Annotated in this window: 29 protein-coding genes and 1 tRNA gene; 26 read left to right on the top strand and 4 right to left on the bottom strand. The window is 42.2% G+C overall.

The genetic code is table 11. From position 1 onward, the window contains the following. Positions 1–66 precede the first annotated feature (66 nt). Complete coding sequence (locus tag C1726_RS00485; protein ID WP_102271357.1) at positions 67–1815, top strand: ABC transporter transmembrane domain-containing protein; 1749 nt, start codon at positions 67–69, stop codon at positions 1813–1815. Positions 1816–1818: 3 nt separating this feature from the next. Then, positions 1819–3615 (top strand): ABC transporter ATP-binding protein, encoded by a 1797-nt coding sequence (locus C1726_RS00480; RefSeq protein WP_102271356.1) that lies wholly within the window; start codon positions 1819–1821, stop codon positions 3613–3615. Between the two features lie 68 nt (positions 3616–3683). Here the strand turns inward: C1726_RS00480 and C1726_RS00475 are convergent, their stop codons facing one another. Further along, a complete protein-coding gene (locus tag C1726_RS00475) occupies positions 3684–3854 on the bottom strand; it encodes an aspartyl-phosphate phosphatase Spo0E family protein (protein ID WP_102271355.1) in 171 nt (56 codons plus the stop codon). A 290-nt stretch (positions 3855–4144) separates the two neighbouring features. Here C1726_RS00475 and C1726_RS00470 point away from each other — a divergent pair, with 290 nt between their 5' ends. The 3 genes from C1726_RS00470 to C1726_RS00460 all read left to right on the top strand — a co-directional run bounded on the left by C1726_RS00470 (position 4145) and on the right by C1726_RS00460 (position 6024). After that, complete coding sequence (locus tag C1726_RS00470) at positions 4145–4852, top strand: cytochrome c biogenesis CcdA family protein (RefSeq protein ID WP_102271354.1); 708 nt, start codon at positions 4145–4147, stop codon at positions 4850–4852. A gap of 181 nt (positions 4853–5033) precedes the next feature. Next, positions 5034–5393 carry a response regulator gene (locus C1726_RS00465; RefSeq protein ID WP_102271353.1) on the top strand — a complete coding sequence of 120 codons (360 nt, stop codon included), beginning with the start codon at positions 5034–5036 and terminating at the stop codon, positions 5391–5393. 139 nt (positions 5394–5532) lie between these two features. Next, positions 5533–6024 (top strand): CcdC family protein, encoded by a 492-nt coding sequence (locus C1726_RS00460; protein WP_102271352.1) that lies wholly within the window; start codon positions 5533–5535, stop codon positions 6022–6024. A gap of 73 nt (positions 6025–6097) precedes the next feature. Here C1726_RS00460 and C1726_RS00455 read toward each other — a convergent pair whose 3' ends face one another. Then, positions 6098–6526, bottom strand: a complete 429-nt coding sequence (locus tag C1726_RS00455) for a DUF2621 domain-containing protein (protein ID WP_102271351.1) — start codon at positions 6524–6526, stop codon at positions 6098–6100. Between the two features lie 142 nt (positions 6527–6668). Between C1726_RS00455 and C1726_RS26015 the strand changes: the two genes are divergently transcribed. The 19 genes from C1726_RS26015 (at position 6669) to C1726_RS00370 (ending at position 17964) form a co-directional block, all read left to right on the top strand. Further along, a tRNA-Sec gene (locus C1726_RS26015) sits at positions 6669–6765 on the top strand. A 208-nt stretch (positions 6766–6973) separates the two neighbouring features. Further along, complete coding sequence (locus tag C1726_RS00450; RefSeq protein WP_102271350.1) at positions 6974–7930, top strand: tyrosine-type recombinase/integrase; 957 nt, start codon at positions 6974–6976, stop codon at positions 7928–7930. 339 nt (positions 7931–8269) lie between these two features. After that, positions 8270–9175 carry a hypothetical protein gene (locus C1726_RS00445; protein ID WP_102271349.1) on the top strand — a complete coding sequence of 302 codons (906 nt, stop codon included), beginning with the start codon at positions 8270–8272 and terminating at the stop codon, positions 9173–9175. A gap of 13 nt (positions 9176–9188) precedes the next feature. Then, positions 9189–9701 (top strand): hypothetical protein, encoded by a 513-nt coding sequence (locus C1726_RS00440; RefSeq protein ID WP_102271348.1) that lies wholly within the window; start codon positions 9189–9191, stop codon positions 9699–9701. Further along, positions 9701–10159: a hypothetical protein gene (locus tag C1726_RS00435; RefSeq protein ID WP_102271347.1), complete on the top strand. Its 459-nt coding sequence runs from the start codon at positions 9701–9703 to the stop codon at positions 10157–10159. The genes C1726_RS00440 and C1726_RS00435 overlap by 1 nt, the downstream gene beginning before the upstream one ends. A gap of 251 nt (positions 10160–10410) precedes the next feature. Further along, entirely contained in the window at positions 10411–10653 is a 243-nt protein-coding gene (locus C1726_RS00430; RefSeq protein ID WP_102271346.1) for a hypothetical protein, read from the top strand. A 54-nt stretch (positions 10654–10707) separates the two neighbouring features. Continuing rightward, positions 10708–11067 carry a hypothetical protein gene (locus tag C1726_RS00425; protein WP_102271345.1) on the top strand — a complete coding sequence of 120 codons (360 nt, stop codon included), beginning with the start codon at positions 10708–10710 and terminating at the stop codon, positions 11065–11067. Between the two features lie 131 nt (positions 11068–11198). Continuing rightward, positions 11199–11546, top strand: a complete 348-nt coding sequence (locus C1726_RS00420; protein WP_102271344.1) for a hypothetical protein — start codon at positions 11199–11201, stop codon at positions 11544–11546. After that, positions 11546–11710, top strand: a complete 165-nt coding sequence (locus C1726_RS26010; protein ID WP_180968060.1) for a hypothetical protein — start codon at positions 11546–11548, stop codon at positions 11708–11710. The genes C1726_RS00420 and C1726_RS26010 overlap by 1 nt, the downstream gene beginning before the upstream one ends. 4 nt (positions 11711–11714) lie before the next feature. Continuing rightward, positions 11715–11936 carry a hypothetical protein gene (locus tag C1726_RS00415; protein ID WP_102271343.1) on the top strand — a complete coding sequence of 74 codons (222 nt, stop codon included), beginning with the start codon at positions 11715–11717 and terminating at the stop codon, positions 11934–11936. Beyond that, positions 11936–12313 (top strand): hypothetical protein, encoded by a 378-nt coding sequence (locus C1726_RS00410; protein WP_102271342.1) that lies wholly within the window; start codon positions 11936–11938, stop codon positions 12311–12313. Before C1726_RS00415 ends, C1726_RS00410 begins: the two co-directional genes overlap by 1 nt. After that, entirely contained in the window at positions 12310–12690 is a 381-nt protein-coding gene (locus C1726_RS00405) for a hypothetical protein (RefSeq protein ID WP_180968059.1), read from the top strand. The genes C1726_RS00410 and C1726_RS00405 overlap by 4 nt, the downstream gene beginning before the upstream one ends. 27 nt (positions 12691–12717) lie before the next feature. Beyond that, positions 12718–13758, top strand: coding sequence for a hypothetical protein (locus tag C1726_RS00400; protein ID WP_102271341.1), 1041 nt, complete (start codon positions 12718–12720; stop codon positions 13756–13758). Then, on the top strand, positions 13755–13955 hold the full coding sequence (locus tag C1726_RS00395; protein ID WP_102271340.1) for a hypothetical protein: 201 nt from the start codon (positions 13755–13757) through the stop codon (positions 13953–13955). The genes C1726_RS00400 and C1726_RS00395 overlap by 4 nt, the downstream gene beginning before the upstream one ends. Before the next feature lie 165 nt (positions 13956–14120). After that, a complete protein-coding gene (locus C1726_RS00390) occupies positions 14121–14879 on the top strand; it encodes an AAA family ATPase (RefSeq protein ID WP_102271339.1) in 759 nt (252 codons plus the stop codon). Next, positions 14879–15085 carry a hypothetical protein gene (locus C1726_RS00385; RefSeq protein WP_102271338.1) on the top strand — a complete coding sequence of 69 codons (207 nt, stop codon included), beginning with the start codon at positions 14879–14881 and terminating at the stop codon, positions 15083–15085. Before C1726_RS00390 ends, C1726_RS00385 begins: the two co-directional genes overlap by 1 nt. Further along, positions 15082–15510, top strand: coding sequence for a hypothetical protein (locus C1726_RS00380; RefSeq protein WP_102271337.1), 429 nt, complete (start codon positions 15082–15084; stop codon positions 15508–15510). Before C1726_RS00385 ends, C1726_RS00380 begins: the two co-directional genes overlap by 4 nt. 114 nt (positions 15511–15624) lie before the next feature. Then, positions 15625–16974, top strand: coding sequence for a DnaB-like helicase C-terminal domain-containing protein (locus tag C1726_RS00375; RefSeq protein WP_102271336.1), 1350 nt, complete (start codon positions 15625–15627; stop codon positions 16972–16974). Between the two features lie 12 nt (positions 16975–16986). Then, positions 16987–17964: a toprim domain-containing protein gene (locus C1726_RS00370; protein WP_102271335.1), complete on the top strand. Its 978-nt coding sequence runs from the start codon at positions 16987–16989 to the stop codon at positions 17962–17964. A 39-nt stretch (positions 17965–18003) separates the two neighbouring features. Here the strand turns inward: C1726_RS00370 and C1726_RS26715 are convergent, their stop codons facing one another. Together C1726_RS26715 and C1726_RS00360 are read right to left on the bottom strand one after the other, a co-directional pair. Further along, positions 18004–18339 carry a helix-turn-helix transcriptional regulator gene (locus tag C1726_RS26715; RefSeq protein ID WP_142385048.1) on the bottom strand — a complete coding sequence of 112 codons (336 nt, stop codon included), beginning with the start codon at positions 18337–18339 and terminating at the stop codon, positions 18004–18006. Then, on the bottom strand, positions 18305–18502 hold the full coding sequence (locus tag C1726_RS00360; protein ID WP_102271333.1) for a helix-turn-helix domain-containing protein: 198 nt from the start codon (positions 18500–18502) through the stop codon (positions 18305–18307). Before C1726_RS00360 ends, C1726_RS26715 begins: the two co-directional genes overlap by 35 nt. A 106-nt stretch (positions 18503–18608) precedes the next feature. On the opposite strand from C1726_RS00360, the gene C1726_RS00355 reads away from it, so the two are divergent. Together C1726_RS00355 and C1726_RS00350 are read left to right on the top strand one after the other, a co-directional pair. Then, positions 18609–19751, top strand: coding sequence for an AimR family lysis-lysogeny pheromone receptor (locus tag C1726_RS00355; RefSeq protein WP_102271332.1), 1143 nt, complete (start codon positions 18609–18611; stop codon positions 19749–19751). Positions 19752–20138: 387 nt separating this feature from the next. Further along, complete coding sequence (locus C1726_RS00350; RefSeq protein WP_102271331.1) at positions 20139–20762, top strand: sigma-70 family RNA polymerase sigma factor; 624 nt, start codon at positions 20139–20141, stop codon at positions 20760–20762. Positions 20763–21121 lie beyond the last annotated feature (359 nt).

Here is a 21121-nt window from a genome sequence, read left to right as displayed (position 1 = left end):
TCAGTTAATGTGTACGAATTTATGGATTTTGTATTGGTTCTATCTACTATCACGGAGGACATGAGCATGAAAGTATTTTTAGATTTAATGTGGTTTTTTAAGCAGGAGAAGAAAGCGTATTTGACGGGAATTGTCCTTCTTTTATTTGTAGCATTTCTACAGCTAATTCCGCCTAAAGTGATTGGAATCTTTGTTGACCATATTAAAAATGATACACTAACGGCTAAGATTATGCTTACTTGGATCGGGGTATTAATTATTTCAGCTGCCACCTTATACATCCTTCGTTATTATTGGCGAATAATGATTTTTGGATCTGCAGTAAAATTGTCAAGGCAATTAAGGAACAAGCTGTATCAGCATTTTACAAATATGTCCCAATCCTTCTATCAAAAAAAGCGTGTGGGCGATTTGATGGCACATGCAACGAATGATTTACAGGCAATTCAGCAAACTGCAGGTTCTGGTGTTTTAACTTTAGTTGATTCTCTAGCAACAGGCGGCTTTGTAATTATCGCTATGGCAACAACGATCAGCTGGAAGTTGACATTAATTGCCTTAATACCGATGCCGTTAATGGCCATTTTAACAAGCTGGTATGGGACGATGCTGCACAAGAAATTCCATAAAGCACAAGAGGCATTCTCTTCTCTTAATGATAAAACGCAGGAAAGTGTGACCGGCATTAAAGTAATTAAGACATTTGGACAAGAGAATGAGGATATAGAGGATTTCCGCAAACTATCGGAAGATGTTGTTCAGAAAAATATATCTGTAGCCAGAATTGATTCTTTATTTGATCCGACGATCTCCCTTATTGTTGGCATTTCTTATTTCCTCTCGATTGCATTTGGTGCAAAATATGTGCTAAACGATGAATTAACGGTTGGTCAGCTTGTTTCATTTACAACCTATTTAGGACTCCTCATTTGGCCGATGCTTGCATTTGGATGGCTATTTAATATTGTTGAGAGAGGGCGTGCATCGAACGATCGTGTGACTGCGCTTCTTGCAGAAAAAGCAGACATAATCGATGAAGAAAACTCGATTGAGATTGTTCCAAGCGGAGATATTGAATTTAATGTATCAGAATTTTCCTACCCTGATGAAAACGAGCCTCTTCTAAGGGATATTCATTTTACCTTAAAAAAAGGTGAGACGTTAGGCATAGTAGGAAAGACTGGGGCAGGTAAAACAACGTTATTAAAATTAATCATACGAGAGTTTGAAGGGTATAAAGGGACCATTCACTTCGGTGGTCATTCCTTATTCCAGTATCAGTTAGAAAAGCTTCGGGAAGCAATTGGGTATGTTCCGCAGGATCATTTCTTATTTTCTGCGACAGTTGCTGAAAATATAGCTTTTTCAAATCCTGATGCAGCGATTGATAAAATATTTGAAGCTGCAAGAACAGCAAATATTCATGAAGACATTCTTCAATTTAGTGATGGTTATGATACTGTAGTTGGAGAAAGAGGTGTTTCCTTATCTGGCGGTCAAAAGCAAAGAATATCCATTGCTAGGGCATTGATCATGAATCCAGAAGTTTTAATATTAGATGACTCCTTATCAGCAGTCGATGCAAAAACAGAAGAGGAGATTCTACATGCATTAAAACAGAATAGGGAAGGCAAAACGACGATTATTACCGCACATCGTTTAAGTGCAATCCAGCATGCTAATCTGATTCTTGTACTTGATGAAGGGAAAATTATTCAAAGAGGCACACATGAGAAATTAATGCTGGAAAATGGATGGTATAAAGATATGTATCTGCATCAGCAGCTAGAAGAACTTGTGGAGCATGGAGGATAAACAATGGAAAAGACGACGGTAATAAAGGGAAAAGACCAGCGGCAAGTTCTTTTTCGCCTTCTTTCCTATACGAAGCCGCATATGAAAACAATTATACTCGCATTTATTTTGCTCCTGCTTACAACAGCTGGAGATATATTGGGTCCGATATTAATCAAAATCTTTATTGATGATTATTTAACCCCAAGAACACTTATTTTTGAACCAATTTTTGCTTTAGGAGCAGCATTTATCGGTATACAAATTATGAACGTGCTTGTTTCCTATTTTCAATTGCTCAAGTTTCAGGAGATTGCACTAAAAATTATCCAGCAGCTTCGTGTAGATGTATTTTCGAAAGTTCAGGCTCTTGGATTAAAATATTTTGATAAAACACCAGCTGGAAGTATTGTCTCCCGAGTTACGAATGATACAGAAGCGATTAAAGACATGTTTGTCAGTGTTTTAGTTACTTTTATTCAAGGTGCTTTTCTAATTATTGGGATATTTATTGCTATGTTTATTTTAAATGTTAAACTGGCCCTATTTTGTTTAGTGATCTTGCCGCTTCTTTTTCTCATCATGAGAGCCTATCGAAAATATAGTTCAATTTTTTATCAGGACCTAAGGGAAAGACTGAGCCAGCTAAATGCAAAGCTGAGTGAATCGCTACAAGGGATGGCGATCATTCAAGTGTTTCGGCAAGAGAAAAGATTGCGAAAGGAATTTGCAGAAATTAATGATCAGCACTATCAGGCAGGAATGCGGAATATTAAGATTGATGGTTTATTATTAAGACCAGCTATTGATTTGGTTTATGTTTTTGCCATTATACTTATCCTGAGTTTCTTTGGGATAACATCATTTAACAGTCCTGTTGAAATTGGTGTTCTATACGCATTTATTAGCTATTTGGACCGTTTTTTTGAGCCAGTAAATAATATGATGCAGCGTCTCTCCATGTACCAGCAGGCGATTGTAGCTGCATCTAGAGTATTTAAGGTTATGGATGAAACGGAGCTTGCTCCTGTACAAGAATCAAATGAAAATAGCAGCATCACATCTGGGGAAATTGAATTTCGCAATGTCAGTTTTTCATATGATCATAAAAGGGATGTCCTGAAAAACATTTCCTTTACAGCTAGACCTGGTGAGACCGTCGCATTGGTTGGACATACGGGGAGCGGAAAAAGCTCCATTATTAATCTAATGATGCGTTTTTATGAGTTTGAAAGAGGAGAGATTTTAATTGATGGGCAATCCATTAAAACATATTCCAAAGATGATTTAAGAGCAAAAATGGGCCTGGTTTTACAAGATCCATTCATCTTTTTTGGGACAATTAAGGATAATATCCGCCTTCACAATCAGGACATGACAAACGAGGAAATTGAAGCTGCAGCACAGTTTGTGCAGGCACATTTATTTATTGAAAAATTGGATGATGGATATAATCATCAGGTTGTAGAGAGGGGTGCTACTTTTTCTAGTGGACAAAGACAGCTTCTTGCATTTGCCCGGACAATTGCTGCTAACCCGAAAATCCTTGTTCTAGACGAGGCAACAGCTAATATCGATACAGAGACTGAAGAGGCAATTCAGCTTGCCTTAGCGAAGATGAGAAAAGGGCGGACCACAATCGCGATTGCTCACCGTCTATCGACGATTCAGGATGCGGAGCTCATTCTTGTCCTTCATCAAGGAGAAATTGTAGAGAGAGGCAATCACCAACAGCTCTTGGCAAAGCGCGGATTATACCATAAAATGTACCTGCTGCAAAATGGGTTGGAAGATCGAGTGGAAGATGTAGTTGGAGGATAGGGGAGCATGGAATCTAAGTGAATATAAAAAAAGAAACCAGCAAGGTTATATGACCGTTGCTGGTTTTTCTAATGTGTAGACACTTTTTTTTTGAAAATATCATTATATTCATTCAATAATTTATCCAGTTCTTGGCTATTTCTAATAGCTAGTGAGGAGGTAAATCCATTTTTCATAGCTACTTGAATGAGTTCCTGCCTCTTTTGTTCAATTAATGTAAGTAAATCTTGTTTTGACACAGCCAATTTCCTTTCAAGTCTTTTTAACATAATGATCTTACATAGAGGTTTCCAGAAAAAAACCATGTAAAAACATGAAAGATTCTAACAAAAATTGTTAGTATTTACTATAGTATAGCGAATTATGGGAAATAATTCAAAAGAAACTTCTTCGATATCTACAATATTTTACAAGTTTATATTTTCTTCGGTTTATAACAGACACAAATTGTTCAAATCTAAACATTATCTTTTCATTAGCATATTTGTTAGAATGAGTGGAGACTCAGTTTAAACAGGAGAGGTTAAAGATGACAGATTTAAATGTATTTTTAGCGTTAGCAGCTGGCTTTCTTAGTTTTATTTCTCCTTGCTGTTTACCATTATACCCAGCCTTCTTATCGTATATAACAGGAATGTCTGTTGGTGAGCTGAAAGAAGAAAATGCGATGCTTCAAAGGCGCAGCATGTTACATACACTTTTCTTTCTAATTGGATTTTCAATTATTTTTATTGCAATCGGTTTTGGTACTTCTTTTATAGGCAGTTTCTTTGTTGATTATCAAGATTTAATTCGTCAGATTGGCGCAATTTTTATCTTTTTCTTTGGCTTGCTTATCGTTGGGTTTATTAAACCAGAATTTTTATTAAAGGAAAGAAGATTTGAATTTAAAAACCGGCCTTCTGGGCTAATTGGTTCATCCTTGATCGGTATGGCTTTTGCTGCAGGCTGGACTCCGTGTACAGGACCTATTTTAGGAGCTGTAATTTCACTTGCAGCATCCAATCCAAATTCAGCTATGTTTTATATGGTTGCTTATATTCTAGGCTTTGCCATTCCATTCTTTATCCTTTCCTTCTTCATTGGCAAGATGAAATGGATTCGTAAGCACAGCGGAACGATTATGAAAATAGGCGGTTATATAATGATGATAATGGGGATTGTATTGTTTTTTGACTGGATGACTAAGATTATTGCGATCCTTACACCGATTTTTGGAGGGTTTACAGGTTTTTAATTCAAGCTTGACGAAATTTGTCGTATAATAAGAATTGTATTTGTATAAAATATTCGGTATATTTAAATATGTGTTCTTTTTTATCATTTATCTAATATTATTATCTTTTTAATAGTTTTCTATGGGTCAATCAGATATAATTGATAGGACTTCCGTTGTATTGATCAAGGGGGAAACAGCGATGGCAAGAATTCTGATTATTGATGACGCAAAATTTATGAGAATTACTTTATCGAATATTCTTAAAAAGGCAAACCATGAAATTGTTGGAGAAGGGGAGACAGGAAAAGAAGCAATCCGTTTATATGGTGAGCTAAATCCTGATTTAGTTACAATGGATATTACCATGCCTGAAATGAGCGGTCTTGAGGCAGTAAAAGAAATTAAGAAGGATTATCCAAATGCGAAGGTCATTATGTGTTCGGCAATGGGACAGCAAAAAATGGTTGTTGAGGCGATCGAAGCAGGAGCAAAAGATTTTATCGTTAAGCCTTTTGATGAAGGGCGAGTTATGGAAGCTGTAAATAGAGTATTAAGTTAATGTTTTAAGCTGACTCAAGGTCTATAAGTGTAAACTTATGAATGACCTTTTGGAGTTAGCTTTTTATGTTTTAAGTTCCCCAAATTGTTCAGATGGGATATAATGAAGGATGAAAATAAAGGATGAAGGATGAAAGGTAATGAACTATGTTATTATTACATCGATTGGCGCTATCTGCATGGCTATTTTCGCCATGTTCATCCGAATGAAAGCAGCGAAAAAACCAGCAACTGCAAAGAAGATAATTTTACCGCCAATTTTCATGAGTACAGGTGCACTCATGTTCATATTTCCATACTTTCGTGTTACACCATTGGAAATCGCAGAAGCAGTAATAGTAGGAATGCTGTTTTCAATATTATTAATAAAAACCTCTAAGTTTGAAATTAGAGATAAAGATATTTATTTAAAGCGTTCAAAAGCATTTCTATATATATTAATTGGCTTGCTAGTTGTTCGAATGGCTGGGAAGCTAATTTTAAGCTCGACGATTGACTATGGTCAGTTAAGCGGCATGTTCTGGATCCTTGCCTTTGGAATGATTGTTCCATGGCGTATTGCGATGTATATCAATTTTAAGAAACTGCAGCAGGAACTTTTTGGTTCAATTAATCCGAATAAAACTATATAAAAAATAAGGCCAGCAGATTGTTGGCTTTTTTTATTTGTAAAAATAGAAAACCACTTCTCTCTTTAGGAAGTGGTTAAAATAGATGTTCATATGGTGTTATATTAATTTGATTTTCTGTTAATTTTTTTCTCAAGAATTTATGATCTCTCTTTGGTGTGGCTAAAATGTACCCCCGAATGACCAAATCCTGATCGATATTCCCAGCTTTCTCCTTTAAGGCAAGCTCACCAATTTTCCCTGCAATTTTGTGACGAGCTACATCTCTAAATAATTCAGGAACTGGACTGACTAAATCTTCTAGTAAATTTTTTTCTGGTTGTCCCCAAAGATGTTTAGTTTTATTAACATAATGCTCTTCCCAATCCATATCCGACTTGCCGTCTACTTTCGGCATTTTCTTCAAAAACTTCCTAAACATAAAGAAACCGCCAATCGCCATTGAACCGGCAAATATGACAATCCAAAAAAGGATAAACCATAAAAACCAACCTTCTAGCTGCATGTTCTCACCTACAAATAAATATTCATGCTCTTATTATAAACTTTTGATCAATTATAGACAAGATAATCAAATTCAGAGAATCTTTAGCAGCTTTTCCTTGATTGATTTAAATTAAAATAATATAATAATATATGGCTAATATGGGGTCGAATGGGGTACTGGTGTCCTCCGTAGTCTTCAAAACTATCTGTGACCAGCGTGCCTGGTCAGCTGGGTTCGATTCCCAGGCGGTCCCGCCAATACGTCTTACTCCCGCAAGGGTTTGACGTTGATTGAAGCGTTGATTGATAACGCAGATTAAGTCGGTAATCACACACGGTTTTCGCGCGGTTTTCGGTAAGACCGTAATAGACTGCGAGAAAAGACCGTTTGAATAGCAGGTCAAGACCGCAACGGTCGCCGTTCGCCTCTTACGCATATTTATTATCGCGAAAGGGGCTTTTTGTTATGCGAAAAGGAACTGTGCGGCGGTACAAACGCGAGGCAAATACGGGCGTGCCGTTGTTAATGTCGGAAATGTTTGCGGAGTTTATGTTGATTAAGAAAGGCGAGGGGCTGTCGAAACGAACGATTGAGGAACACTATAAAAACTTCGATTATCTCGGACGGTACCTCGAACGCGATTTAACGGCTGACGAAATGACAACGCCGATTTTTATGGATTGGATAACGTACATGCTCGAAGAAAAGGACTACGCGCCAATGACTGCGAACATTCGAATCCGGACGGTGCGGACTTTCTTGCGATATGCCTACGAAGAAAAAGGGTGGATTGACGACCCGATACATCGCAGATTTAAGCCGATCAAGGCGCCTATTGACGTGGTGGAAGCGCTGACCTCCGACGAAATGCGTCGGCTGATTGGCGCAACCAACGACAACACTTATACCGGATTCCGCACGAATGTCGCAATTTACGTCATGCTCGACACGATGATGCGCGTGTGCGAATTGGTCGACGTTAAGAGGCAAAATGTCGACTTTAAGGCGATGCATATTCGCTTGGAGGCTGCGGACACAAAGTCGCGAGTCGGGCGCTTCGTGCCGATTAGCAATCGGACGGCGAAATTGTTGAACGAATATATGAAGGAAACGGAAGACTTCGACAATGAGTACGTGTTCCTGACGTATGAAGGCGAGCCGATGAGCGAGGCAACCATGCGCGATAACTTACGCGTGGCAGGACAGGTTGCGCGAATAACGGACAAACGTGTCAGTCCGCATACGCTTCGTCATACCGGCGCGTTGTTCTATATATTAAACGGAGGCGATCCGTTCAGCCTACAGAAGATACTCGGGCATTCGCATATGAACATGGTGCGCCGTTACGTGCAAATGACGAACATGGACGTGCAAAATCAGCATAGCGCGTATTCGCCGTTGAACTACGTGTTTAAAAAATAATAGGAAGAAACTTTCGTCAGTCTTTCGAGGTTGGCGATTTTTTTTGCGTAAAAATGCGCGAGTTTTAAAAGTGGCGCGTCCTAATAATTATAACGGAAATCTGCGCGATATTAATTTTCGCTGCGTATTATTACATGAAGGCGGAAATGATTTCGTGAAAAGTGCGCGATTCCATTTCGTCATTCCTATTATAGAGTAAGGGCGGAAAAAGTTTCACAGAAATAACGACCCATTCGGTCGCTTTCGTGCGATTAATTAAGTATAAGGCGTTTTTATTTACCGAGTAATCTACACCAACGCATATATAACATACAGAAAATTAAAACGGAGGTGCTTTTGATGGAGCAAAACGAAATTAAAGGTGGTGGTGCTGCGGTAGAATTATCGAATGACTTGAACGTCATCACGGCAGAGATTAACAGTTACTTAGCGATGGCTGACGAATGCTTATACCAAGCTAGTAAAAGAATGTTAGCCGTACGTAATGCTAAACTTAACAGCTCCGATGAAAACGAGCGATTAATTGCTACACAACGGGAAGATGCTGGCGGTTGGCTTAAGTGGCTTGAATTAGTTAATGTCCACCCACGTGTTGCGCAACAAATGATGAAAGTCTTTCGCGAATTAGGTGAGAAAACGAGGACGTCCTCGCATTTGGGTCTGGAAGTACTCTATCAGATTGCTACGTTAGCACCGGAACACCGCGACCAACCCCATATAATTCCATCAACAGGCGAAACAAAAACAGCCGACGAAATGACTGTGCGGGAATTACGTGAGGTCAAAAAGGCTTTAAAAGAAGCCGAAGAAGCGCGTCGAGCCGCAGAAAAACAACGTGATCTCGCTGAACGTGACGCCGAGATACTTCGCGACACAATTGAATCAATCGAAGATAGTGAACCTGTCGCAGAAGTAAAAACGGAATACATCGAGATTATTGACGAAAAGACCGGCGCAGAACTTTCTCGCTATAAAGAACTTTTCGGAGATATTTCGATGTATGAAGGAAAAACAACTCGGGTAACTAATGGGGACGCGATTACCTATGCGGTGTTTGAGTTTTCGGAGGATGTTCGCAAGTTTATCGAGAAATACGGACATTTAACGCATTTTGCGCGCGAGTTTAACGAGATGATAAGCGAAGGTAAAACGGAATATACCAAGGCGATTGGCTCCATGATAAAGTTTCTAGGAGAAATAGATCGCAACCTACATGAAACGGAAATAATTATTCTTGAAAATTAAAGGGGGACATAAGATGTTATCGATGAAACGTACTAAAAATGGCGGTATAGCAATTGTTTTTCAAAAAGGACAGGAAGATATTGCGTTAAAGACTTACACTTTAGTTGCTTCCAATCTCTTTAGCATTGAACCCGAATCGATCGCATTGAACAAGACTGAGAAAAAACTATCTGATATCAAACTTTCTATTGAAGAGAAAAGAGTTGTCTGTAAAGTTGAGAACTTTAAGAAGTTCCCATTACTGTCACTTCGAAGACACTTCAATAATGTAATGTGGCAAATAACTGAATTACGTGGACTAAAGGCTTTTTCCCAGCGTGATTTAAATAATCTTTACAACCGCCTCCTTCGAGAGAGTGGTGGATTTGACCCACGTGTGGTTGGGAAACAAGAATTGCATGTAGAAGACGAAGATATAGCCTATAACAAAACGTACATCAACACTTGCTTCAATAAAGGTTACGGACCTCTTCTTACTAAGATTGCGGAAGATTTATTGGAGCAACTGGGAGGGTTGGTTGCCTAATGTCTAACGCATATATCCGCACAGGCAACACACGCACCGGTTTTTCGCTAATGTTCCACGAACTATTCGACCTGTACCATCCGTACATTGGCGACAAGGCAACGCTGTACTATCTGTACTTGCTGCGCTACCGGAACAACGACGTCACAAGTTTCGACCAAGGCAAGGCGTGGAATGGGCGCAGTAAGGTAACGGAAAAGTTTCAGCTTTCGTTTTCGACGCTGCCCATTCTCGACGAAATCCTCGAAGCGAGCGGGCTAGTGACGATCGAACGCAAGCCGAGCGGTCGCGGCAAGGACAAGATTTACTACATCGTTCACGACCCGTTAGAACGCGCGCAATTTCGCGAACATGAGACGCAGATGGCCGAGGAATTACGTCAAGTCGTCGTTAGGCATGGCGGCTCGATCGGCAAGTTACTCGGCAAGGAGAAAGGCGTTAATCTATCGGTGTGTTGATATGCTCTACGTTGGCGGAGATTTAACTCTACGCTAGCGTTAATGAAAAAGAAGTATTTAAAAAGAATCTTTTAAAAAGAATAAATACATTGCGCCAATTCCATTTCATTATATTGTCGCTACGAGTCTATTAATATCTATTATCGCGAAAAGTAGTACAAGCGTAGCGATATGAACGATAGTGAATGGTCGCAAGGGTTTGAAAGAGGGTTCAAATTTGAGACAAAATATGCAATGAGGAAGGTGTAAAAGTGATAAAACCTTATTTAAAAAATGAACATAATGCAACCATAGTTGAAGTTGAAGATTTTGGGGTTATTAGATTAGACAGCTTACCAATCGAAGTTCGTAAAGACGAGAAAGGTCATTATGAAATAGGTTGGGCACTTACTCACAAGGATGGGGAAGAAATTCATGTCTTATCAGAATACGGAGGAAAAAGCCCTCTTGATTTCGGAGGCAGGTACTTGGGTGTCATTCAAGAAGTAGAATAAGTGATACTGAAAACTTCGAAATTAATGCGAAACAACGAAAGGGGAATCGTTAATATGACGAAAAAGGTAACGCTACCACGCGAAGTCGCGGAGGCAATCGAATCACTCCGCAATAGGGGAGAGAGCGATCAAGACATTGTTACTTACGGAATCGAACGCTATTCATTTAGTGACGCGGGAATCATTTATAGCTACGGAAAAACGAATTTTCACGAATTAATGTCCGCACTTGTCAACGGCTTCGAAGCCGAAAAGTCGCCCGAAGAAAAGGTGCGCGAGTATTACGAACACGTCAAGCAGGAATATTTCGAAGCTGTTGACGGTAGAGAAAGACGCGAGTATTTAGGTAAGTATAGCGCCGTAAAAACAACGCTCGACCTTCTCGGCATCCAAATCGAAGGCGTAAACGCATAGCCTAACGCACCTTTTAAGCGTCAAGACAGACGCATACAGACGCGATAACAACGAAGTAATAGAAATACCTTCGGCGGAGCTAACACGTCGGAAATCAAGCGAAAACTAAGCGAAAAGGGGAGGCGAATCGGATGAACGTAAGAGTGCCGTTAGAAGTAATCGAAGAAGGGCTGACCGACGAGTATGTGCGCGTCGAAACTGCGTCACAGAAAACTTATTCGGATAAGTACGAAGTAGAGTCAAGGTACAACCAGCTAATTGGCGATTTGCATATCGCTTTGACTACGAGGGATAATCGCCGAAGGGAATACGTAGACTCGTTTTATCTCGGTGAACGCGTTTGGAGTCACGCTCTTGTGGTCGAAGAGTTGTCGAAGCAACTCGTAGAGGCTGCCGGTCAGTTAGTAGAAGCACGTAAGGCTCACGAACAGGCCTCGGCAGAACGAGATAAATTCAGCATACGGATGGGGTGGAAGTAATGATAATCGAATTGACAACGAAGGAACATTCGGACTATGTCGATGACAAAGTTAAATTCGAAGCTTGGGGCGAGTGGATTGAGATAAATCATAACGGAACAGTCTTTACGATTCGCAAAAAAGAACTGCGAAAAGTATTAACGGTACTTTGCGAGGAGGATTGATCGAATGAAAACGGTAAACGTAACGTATTTCAAACCTAGTGGAAAATTCTATACGAAAGAAACGATTGAGATTTCGGAGGAACTAAACGGCTACGAAGCGCTATTCGAGGAAATTCCGAAACGCCATCGAATAGAAGATATGTTTATGCTCGTACAGGATAGCGACGATGACAAAGAGCCGTATATCGTTCCGCACTTATTTCATCCGAAAAAGGAGTGGTCGTAATGAAACGATTAACAAACGAACAACTAAACGCAATACGCGAACGAGCGGAAAGTGCAGCGGAAGGGCCGTGGAAAGTAGGAAAACGCTCGCCGAACGGATTGGAGAACGTAGGTTGCAAAGGGCTTTTGATAGCGCAGGTTTGTCGCTATGACGACGCGGAATTGAATCGAAATACCGCCGAGTTCATCGCACACGCTCGCGAAGATGTACCGAAGCTACTCGAATACATTACGGAGTTAAAGACGGAGATTATTCGACTCTCGGAGGCAGAGGATTTACTTTCGGAAGCCCACGACGTCATGAACGATGTTCACCTCTACGATACGGACTTATATCGTGAGATTAGTCGATATTTCTACGGGGAGGATGACGAATGACTAACCGCAAACCGCCCGCCAAAGACTGGCGAAATCGCGAGCAAGCTGACTGGACCGTCGCAAGTTTTCAGCAGTATCTCAAGGACACGCACGAGGAACGCTACGGAATCGCCTACACAACGCGATCATATGGCTTAGAAGGGCGCTGGCTCAAAACGCTGATCACCGAGCATGGCGCCGAGGTTGTGCGCAAGTTTATCGATGCGTGTTTCGCAGAGTATCGGCCGACGCCACAATACCCCGGCTTAAATTTCGCGTTTATGTTTACGTATCAGCGCGGGCGTATATTGCCGAGGGTGCTAGCGGAAATGGCACGGCAGCCAAGGGCGCAGGCAGCGGCGGTGCCAATTACAGAAGAAGAAATCGGATGGTTGTGACGAAACCAAAATCGGGGAGGAATCGGAATGATACAGACGAAGCTGACGAAGTTTAACACGGTAAAACGCAAAGCGAACGTAGGGGAACGCATTTTGATTACGGATATGTATTTCAGCAATTATTCAAACGGAGATATTGGCGAGGTGCATACGCGATATCCCGGAGGCGTAGGGGCATTAATTAACGGAATCAGTTACGGTATCTTGGATAAGGAATACGAAGTAATTAACGAAAACAAAACGGAGGCGAGCAGAATGCAATTACAAAAACGCGGTTCACTATTAGTTAAGGCGGTACCTACGCCAAATTATCAAGAAACAATCGGCTTTACCGAAAATGAGGACGGAACGTACTCGTTAAACTTTGCGAAAATGCCCGGCTTGGTGTTCGTATCATATGACGGTGTAGGCTCGTTCGATCAGTTATTCGTTCACGGCGATTTCAAAGCGGAGGCACAGCGAATCAAAATCGAGAGCGAAGTCGGTGAGCTAACGAAATACACAATCGAAAGCATGCCGGCGATTAAAACGGAAGTAGTGGAAAAGGTCGCGCCAGTTGGGCATCTAGCCGTCCGCACTCCGCAGGAAATTCGCGATGACATCATCGAACAGGCAAAGCGCGACGTGGCGGAAATTCTAGGCGAGTATGCATCGTTTGATATTACGATTGGAAGATTCGTTAACCAAGCGGGTACTGCGAAGTTTATAGTAAACGCAGAAAAACGTACAGTTGTCGCTCTGATACACGGATACTTTACGAAGGATTTATATCACCGAGGAATCGCCAAATGCGCCCCGACCGACTGCTTTAACGCGCATATCGGAAAGGCAATCAGCCTCCGTAGGGCGCTAGGCCTCGAAGTGCCGGCGGAATACCTCAACGCGCCACAGCCGACAGAAGTGCGAGTGGGCGACGTAATTAAACGAAAAGGTTGGACGGAAGGCAAGCCGGTAATTGATGACGAGAACCCGCACCCAACAAAAATTCGAATAGCGACGGCAAATAGAATCTTAAAGCATTTAGATGGGCGGATCATCGACGACACTCGCGACGGAGCAAACGAATGACTCTAGTCGAAGCAATCCGCGCATTAACCAACGGAGCCACAGCGGTCGTGAGCGCATCGGGAAAATCGCCCGGTTTTCCAGGCAGACGCTATACGGCCGCCGAGCTGGCGCCGAAAATGATTGGCGAAAATGCAGCCGTGTTTAACAACGTGGGCATGTCGGAAGCTGAACGGAAGGGAGAGTGGCGAGTTGAATAACGAATATTTGTGCTTGAGTTGTTTAGCGATACTAAAATCGCAAGAGATAAACGAAGGTAAATGTCCGAAATGTGGCGATGACAGTCTAATGAAAACTTATAACGCAAGTGACAGTCCACCAATAACCAGCGCGGATTTATTTAAGTAGGCGAAAGGAGAGACGCTATGAATCACGCAAGTAAATGCATATTGTCCTCGAAGTGTACCCTTGCAAACTCCGAATCTTGTAACGCACATTGCGGACACTTTATCGCCCTCCACGGGCTGAACGGCATCAGCGGACGCGTGGCAGGTGTAAACACGCCGAAAGACTATCGACTAGTCACCGCAAGCAATTCGCCAGCCCGTGCGGAGCAAGCGGAAGTTTATCGTGCGGTGGATGCCTATATTAAAACGTTCGAGCGCCAGTTTGATGTGGAGGGCGCAGGGGGCGCAAGCACGCGAGTGAAATCGTTGTACCTTTTCAGCGGAAATCCCGGAACTGGAAAAACCACGACAGCCAGCGCGCTTTTAAACGAATGGCTTATCGCACACTATGTCGGCTCGATCAAGCGCGGACTGCAACCGTTGCAGCAGCCGGCTTACTTTGTCGATGTAAATGCGTTTCAGACCGACTATAACCTCGCAACTATGACGAACGACGACGCAGGTATGGTGGCGATTAAGGCGACAATTAAACGCGCACAGCAAGCGCCGTTTGCGGTTCTCGACGATATTGGGGTCCGTTCGGCAAGCGAGGCATTTAGGGCGTATATTCACGCGATTATTAACTACCGGACAACGAACGGATTGCCGACGATTTACACGTCGAACTTGCCGATCGAGGACATGGCGCAAGTGTTTGACGAACGTTTATACGACCGCATGCGGGACATGTGCCTCGAAATCTCGTTCGTAGGCGAGTCGAAAAGGGGGCGAAGGTAATGAAGAACGGAGATATTTCAGTTGGAACGAAATTAAAGGCGAAAAGTTATTGCGGATTTCCCGACGGAACAACTACCGGAAAGGTGTACGAAGTAGTCAGAACGGAGCAATCGGCGTTTAATCAGCGTCTATTCTTTATTATTAACGACAATGGGCGTGAGGTAATGCCGATTTCAACCATATTTTCGAAGGAGGCATCCGAATGAACTGGTTCAAGCGCATGTTCAAACGCAAGCCTGTCACCGTCGAACTCGCGCCGGCATACGAGCCTGGCGACTTGGTTATCGTATATGACCCGTATGTCCTCGACGGAATGGATGCGCACGAGGTTCGCGAGCCACGTTACGAAACCGTCAGCCGAAGCGTATTCGTAAAGAACCTCGGTATTTACGTTTACCAATTCGAGGGTGGTATCGAGTGGCATAACGAAGCATGGTTGTTTCCTGCGGTATATGGAACGGAGACAATCACCGTCAACTTTCCGTATGAGCCGACGAGAGCGGAACAAATTGACGCCCTGTTGGACGAGTATCGCGATTACAAAGCGTTGGCTGATACGTTTGGCGATGTGGAATATTGCGAGAGGTTGGCGGAGATCGAGGCGGAATTAATGCGATTAACCGCCGATTGAAATTTAATTTTTTTTACCCCTTACAATGAGATACACTAAATATAGATCAGTTTCCCACATCAACCGACAGATAATTATTACTTTCGCGTAATATTATAAAAAGGAGGTCGAAGCATGCATTACGCAAATCTATTATTCTCGAAAATAGTCGACGAGAACAACGTCAGCGCACTCGCACGCTTCAACGTAACCGAAGGCGACATGCCTACGGACGGCGAGCGTCAAATCTATCGTTTTATCACCGACTACTCCGAGCGCAATCGCGGGCAGGCGCCTAGCTACGCGACATTAACAGCCGAATGCCCTGCGTTTCATTACCAGCCGCAGGTCGGCGACAGTTATGAGTATTTGGTTCGAGAAATCAAAAAGCATTCGGCGCAACTGGCATTCCTCGAGCTGGCTGACGGACCCACGGGCGCCTTGTCGAAAAAGTTTGAGGAAGTTGGAACGCGTGACATATTTTCCTACTTCGAATGGTTGCAAAACGAATTAGAAAGTATTAAACTTAGAACATACGTTCGAGATAGAATAGGAACGGATGTTAAACACGACGGTGACAAGTTCCTCGCGGAATATGAAAGGCGAAAGGCGGGCGAGTCGTTTCGCATTTGGCAGTCGAAATTTAGCGCGATCGGCGAGTACGTATCGTCGAATCTGTATACGGTTTATGGCGAGTCGGGTCGCGGGAAGTCCGTAATTACATTAGAAGACGCGATACATGCCGCCATGCAAGGCGCGAACGTTCTGATTTGGGCGATGGAAATGGGCTGGTTTGAGGTCCTCGTTCGTATTTACGTCAGCATTTCCGGCGAGGAAGGCATAACACAAGCGCAAATCAACGGAATAAATCTTAACGCTGGCTTCGAAAGTCGCGACGTTCGGCTCGGCAAACTATCGGAGGAATTCGAGGCAGCGTTTAAACAGTTTATCGCAACAATGAACGAACGCATTGCCGGCAATATCACAGTACGAGCCGTTGATGACGAGGACTTTACTAACCGTAGTTTAAAGGCGCTAGAATCCGACATTCTCGCGACAAAGGCTGATTTCGTTGTCGTCGACCCTTTCTACTATTTGCATTACGAGAAGAACACGTCGAAAACAACGGGCGGTGACGCGTCGAATACCTCGATGAAGTTGCGGGCATTAGCGGGGAGGACATCGACTGTAATCGTTGCTATTACGCAAGCTGACGTGAAAAAGGGCGAATCGGACGATGAAGGAAATCGCGAATTAAAGTTGCCCGACCGGGACGACGTAAAGAAAACTACGCAATTAATGGAAGACGCGTATTTGCTAATCGGAGTCGATACGGACTACAAGCAAGGTCGCGGGCTGGTTGGCGTAAATAAAGGACGTGACGGCGGCGAAGGGGACAGCGTAGAAATACTGTACATTCCGCAAGTGGGCATCGTTAAGCAGCCGGAGTCGGGCGCGGCAGTTGCGGGACAGTTCGGATTTTAAAGGAGGGCGCAAATGGCAACGATTCACATACGTAATCAGCCAGTCGAAGTCGACGTTGAAGCGGAGTTGCGCGAATTCAACTGGACGCGGCCGCGTTGGACAAGCGGCAAACTACTCGCAGCAAGCCCGTTTCGCTACGATCAAACGCCGAGTTTCTTCGTCAGGCTAGAACCGTATGGCGACTATCCAGCGGGCACTTGGAGCGATTCAGGCGCATATGACAGCGAGTGGGCAAGCGGCGGCCTCGTGAAACTGCTTTCATTTTTACGTAATGAGACCTACGGCGAAACGGAAGAATACCTGCTAAACGCCTATGGATTTGCGCGGGACACAACCGATATCATTATTATACCGCCACGTCTAAAACTCAAACAGCGGCGGCAACCGTTGGGCGACGAGATATTGAGCGGTTATGTCGAGGACTATTCGTACTTGGAATCACGCGGAATAAGTGTGGAAATCCAACGACAGGCTGGCGTGCTATACGATGCGAAAAGTCGAGCGGCGGTCATTCCATGGCGTGACCCAAATGGGCGCCTGCGTAGTGTGAAATTTCGCACAGTTTACGGAAAATTGTTTTGGTATCATCGAGGGGCGACGCCTATTCGCGAGCTAGTTTACGGAATTGAATTAGCGAAACATAAGACGGCAATCTTGTGTGAAGCGGAAATTGACGCTATGAGTTGGCGGCAGGCAGGTTACGCAGCGATAGCGATAGGTGGGGCGAGTTTCAGCGAAGTTCAAGCGGACATAATAAAGCGGTCGCCGATCGAGGAATTAATTATCGCAACGGATAACGATAATGCTGGCGCGAAATTACGAAGGCAAGTCGAGGAACAATTAACGGGATATGTACGCATTAGGCAAGCGTATATAGATGCAGAGTTTAAGGACGCGAATGAGGCGTTATGTAAGCGCGGAGTGGGAGCGTTGCAGAGTGCGTTTGAAAAGTCGGAAAGTGTTGGCGGACTTAAAGTGAAAATACGTTAAATAACGTACTTGTGCCTGCGGTAAGGCTGGCAAAAACCGTCAGCCGTTACCTCTTTCTTTGTCGTAAGAAGAATCCTCTTCGACACGCTCCCATTCGTATAATTCTTCAACAGTACAGCCGATACCTTCGGCAATAGTCTTGGCAGTAGCGACCCACATGCCGTTTTTACCACGACTTCGAATTTTATCGTTGATGTACTGTTTTGAATATCCGGTCTTGTTGGCTAAATCTTGTTGTGTCATTCCTCGCGCATCGAGAAGGTCTTGAATACGACACCTCCCGACCTTAAACGTAAGACCACCTCCAAAATTAGAGGTTATGTAGATTATATAGGACTTTTTACTGTTTCTCAATAGATATGATATCTTCAACATCTACATCCAGGCGAAGGCATAACTTTTCTATTGTTGTAAGGTTAACAGACTCTCCTCTATTAATTTTCGCAATAGTTTTCGAGTTAAGAATGTCTCCCCTCAAATCACTAATTTTCATACCTTTCTTTTTAAGCGTGTTAAATAGCGGTTGATAGCTAATCAAGGAAATTTACCTCCTTTCAAAAATAAATGTTCCCTTTTGTACACATTTATTGTATACTAAAATCAATCAAAGTGACAGACCATTTTTAAGGATGTGAAAACTGACTATGTTAGCAATTGTCGAAGAAGTGCTTGATTCTCAAGAAACTAAAATTACATGGAAAGATATTGCGGAAATAGCTGGCCTAACAAAAAGCGCACTATCTCAAGCAAAGTCAGGTAATTCGGAGTTGAATTTCAATAGCTTATTAAAAATCGCTAAATTTGTTTTCAAATCCAATTATGTATCCATTTTTAAAGATACCTGTCTGAAATTCTCACAACCCAAAAATATCAGATACGCATTAGAGTTTCTCGCGATAAATAGACAATTGCCGGAACTTAAAAAATTGATCAGAAAGATAGAACAGCAACATACAAATAGCGCTTTATTAGAGTGGGCAGAGGGCTATTCTATATTACTCAAATACTTAAGTAACACAAATCCATCTGATGTTTTAAATGAAATTCGGACATTTACCCCGAAAACAATCGAAATTAAAACTCTCATTATAATAACTGAAATATGGTGTAGAAATAAAATGAGAGAATACAGTACGATGAATGCTTTAATCAGTGGTGTAGATGTAAGTTTAGATAGAATTAAAGAAGAGTTCATTAAACAATCATACACTATGCGATATAAAGAAGTCCTTGCTTACATACACCTATACAAGTTTAACAATAAATTTGAAGCAAGAAAATACGCAGAGGAAATTATTTCCGAAAATTTGAGCGCGACTTTTACAGCGAATGCGTCCTACTTATTAGGGATGTCGTACTTGTTCGACAACTACGAGATGTGCTTGGGGTACATCGAGAGACATCGGGATTTGTTGAAAATAGCAGGAAGAACTTCCGAGATACGAATAGTAGAGGAAAATGATATTCCTTTCATAAAAAACGTTTGGAAAAAACACGAACAACAACCCGAAACAAACGACATTTCCGAAAAAGCTCATTACGAAGCGCATATGGGGGACAAGCTGTTAGGACTAAACCTGATCGAAGAATCAATCGCGACAAATGGGATAAGCGGTTTTAAATTATACTACAAAGGACTGCTGACAGGTGACAAATCGCTATTTATGCAATCACTGATATTCTTCGTTAACAAAAAAGGGGACAAGTTCTACGCAAACCTTCCTTATGAGCACTTAAAGAACGACAAGTCTTACAAGGATATGGCCGACTTGCTAATGAATGATTAAAAAGGGGATGTTTATTAATGAAAAAAATTATTGGTTTAGTATTAGCGATCGCAATCTTATTCGGAGGAGCTGCAGCGGTTTCAGCCAACGACGTTACTGTAGCATCAAACGACCCAGGAACAGGTGGGCATTAATTAACAAAGTAAAATAAAATATATCCCAAGCACAGGAAAGAAGGTTCTAGTAGCCTTCTTTCTTTTTTTATTCGGAATGTTCAGTTTAATTTTTTTTAAATAATAAAAAACACTAAACTTTCCATAGATTTGTAAATTTGGATGATATATTTAAATTGTTAGTAAGTTATTTTACGTACCTGAAATTATTTTAAATGGAATGCGCGAACTAGTAATTTGCAGCGTCCTACTAATTAACAAGGAGGAGAATTAAGTGAAAAAACTAAGAGAGTATTATATTAACGATCTATTTAATGATTATCTCACGAAAGGAAACGAGAAGGTGTTTGCTAGAGCGAGAAGGGAATTGTTAAGTGAGTATAGGAAAACATTAACTCGATGGGAATACAATTCCAGAATGATAGATGCTCATGAGGTGGAAGCTTTATTTGATGATACAGTTATAAAGGTAATAGAGTATATCGGTAAACGTGGTGGGAATTTTGTAGAAGTATTTCATGTTTCTTTATACAACGGATTCAAATCTATGTTAAGAAAAATTAAAAAGCGAAGAGAAGTAGAAGTGTTCGAATTAGAAACCGAGGACGAGAAGACGGCAAACTTCGAAATCCCATCGGAATTTAATCTGGAAGAACACGTTCTATCCAAACGAAAAACCGACCAGCGGCAACTGATCGGCTTTCTCGTGAACGGCGAGGACGAAACAACGACGGCAATCGTTGAAGCGTTCCTCAATCATCCGAAACCAACAGCGACGGCAATCGCGAAGGAATTAGGATTTCACCATTCGAAAGTTATTCGCGCATTAAATCGCCTGGCGGGCAAATTTGACACTAAACAGTTCGGAGATTATCACGACTATTTAGTTGCGCTTTAATCTATGAGCGGAGTAGGTCATTTAGGCAATGCGACCTATTCCCTCGATTACATTATAAACGTTATACGGTAATACGTATAGCATTTTACACAACTGTAATAATAACGCAATTCGACAAAATTATCAAGTGGAGGTCGATCGTGATGCGCCAAAATTGCGCTGTTAATAAATATTATGCCCCAATCGCGGAAATTAAAACCGATTTTGAGCGAAAAGTTGACCAATTGAAGCGCGACGGTGTCCGAAACTACGACGCCAGTCAAACGCAACAACTTCCTATTATAAAGGCGGTGCGGCTCGGATGAACGAACTACTAATCGCATTCTCAGCGCTCGCCTTCGTCCTCTGCGTAATTACCA

Source organism: Cytobacillus massiliigabonensis, assembly GCF_900199725.1.
GTDB lineage: Bacteria > Bacillota > Bacilli > Bacillales > Cytobacillaceae > Cytobacillus > Cytobacillus massiliigabonensis.
Note: the sequence above shows the minus strand (reverse complement) of the source record. Positions and strands in the feature narration are given on the sequence as shown.

Coding starts and splice junctions, on each gene's coding strand:
- C1726_RS00485 (WP_102271357.1), top strand. CDS start 67: ATGAAAGTATTTTTAGATTTAATGTGGTTTTTTAAGCAGGAGAAGAAA.
- C1726_RS00480 (WP_102271356.1), top strand. CDS start 1,819: ATGGAAAAGACGACGGTAATAAAGGGAAAAGACCAGCGGCAAGTTCTT.
- C1726_RS00470 (WP_102271354.1), top strand. CDS start 4,145: ATGACAGATTTAAATGTATTTTTAGCGTTAGCAGCTGGCTTTCTTAGT.
- C1726_RS00465 (WP_102271353.1), top strand. CDS start 5,034: ATGGCAAGAATTCTGATTATTGATGACGCAAAATTTATGAGAATTACT.
- C1726_RS00460 (WP_102271352.1), top strand. CDS start 5,533: ATGAACTATGTTATTATTACATCGATTGGCGCTATCTGCATGGCTATT.
- C1726_RS00455 (WP_102271351.1), bottom strand. CDS start 6,526: ATGCAGCTAGAAGGTTGGTTTTTATGGTTTATCCTTTTTTGGATTGTC.
- C1726_RS00450 (WP_102271350.1), top strand. CDS start 6,974: ATGCGAAAAGGAACTGTGCGGCGGTACAAACGCGAGGCAAATACGGGC.
- C1726_RS00445 (WP_102271349.1), top strand. CDS start 8,270: ATGGAGCAAAACGAAATTAAAGGTGGTGGTGCTGCGGTAGAATTATCG.
- C1726_RS00440 (WP_102271348.1), top strand. CDS start 9,189: ATGTTATCGATGAAACGTACTAAAAATGGCGGTATAGCAATTGTTTTT.
- C1726_RS00435 (WP_102271347.1), top strand. CDS start 9,701: ATGTCTAACGCATATATCCGCACAGGCAACACACGCACCGGTTTTTCG.
- C1726_RS00425 (WP_102271345.1), top strand. CDS start 10,708: ATGACGAAAAAGGTAACGCTACCACGCGAAGTCGCGGAGGCAATCGAA.
- C1726_RS00420 (WP_102271344.1), top strand. CDS start 11,199: ATGAACGTAAGAGTGCCGTTAGAAGTAATCGAAGAAGGGCTGACCGAC.
- C1726_RS26010 (WP_180968060.1), top strand. CDS start 11,546: ATGATAATCGAATTGACAACGAAGGAACATTCGGACTATGTCGATGAC.
- C1726_RS00415 (WP_102271343.1), top strand. CDS start 11,715: ATGAAAACGGTAAACGTAACGTATTTCAAACCTAGTGGAAAATTCTAT.
- C1726_RS00410 (WP_102271342.1), top strand. CDS start 11,936: ATGAAACGATTAACAAACGAACAACTAAACGCAATACGCGAACGAGCG.
- C1726_RS00405 (WP_180968059.1), top strand. CDS start 12,310: ATGACTAACCGCAAACCGCCCGCCAAAGACTGGCGAAATCGCGAGCAA.
- C1726_RS00400 (WP_102271341.1), top strand. CDS start 12,718: ATGATACAGACGAAGCTGACGAAGTTTAACACGGTAAAACGCAAAGCG.
- C1726_RS00395 (WP_102271340.1), top strand. CDS start 13,755: ATGACTCTAGTCGAAGCAATCCGCGCATTAACCAACGGAGCCACAGCG.
- C1726_RS00390 (WP_102271339.1), top strand. CDS start 14,121: ATGAATCACGCAAGTAAATGCATATTGTCCTCGAAGTGTACCCTTGCA.
- C1726_RS00385 (WP_102271338.1), top strand. CDS start 14,879: ATGAAGAACGGAGATATTTCAGTTGGAACGAAATTAAAGGCGAAAAGT.
- C1726_RS00380 (WP_102271337.1), top strand. CDS start 15,082: ATGAACTGGTTCAAGCGCATGTTCAAACGCAAGCCTGTCACCGTCGAA.
- C1726_RS00375 (WP_102271336.1), top strand. CDS start 15,625: ATGCATTACGCAAATCTATTATTCTCGAAAATAGTCGACGAGAACAAC.
- C1726_RS00370 (WP_102271335.1), top strand. CDS start 16,987: ATGGCAACGATTCACATACGTAATCAGCCAGTCGAAGTCGACGTTGAA.
- C1726_RS26715 (WP_142385048.1), bottom strand. CDS start 18,339: ATGTTGAAGATATCATATCTATTGAGAAACAGTAAAAAGTCCTATATA.
- C1726_RS00355 (WP_102271332.1), top strand. CDS start 18,609: ATGTTAGCAATTGTCGAAGAAGTGCTTGATTCTCAAGAAACTAAAATT.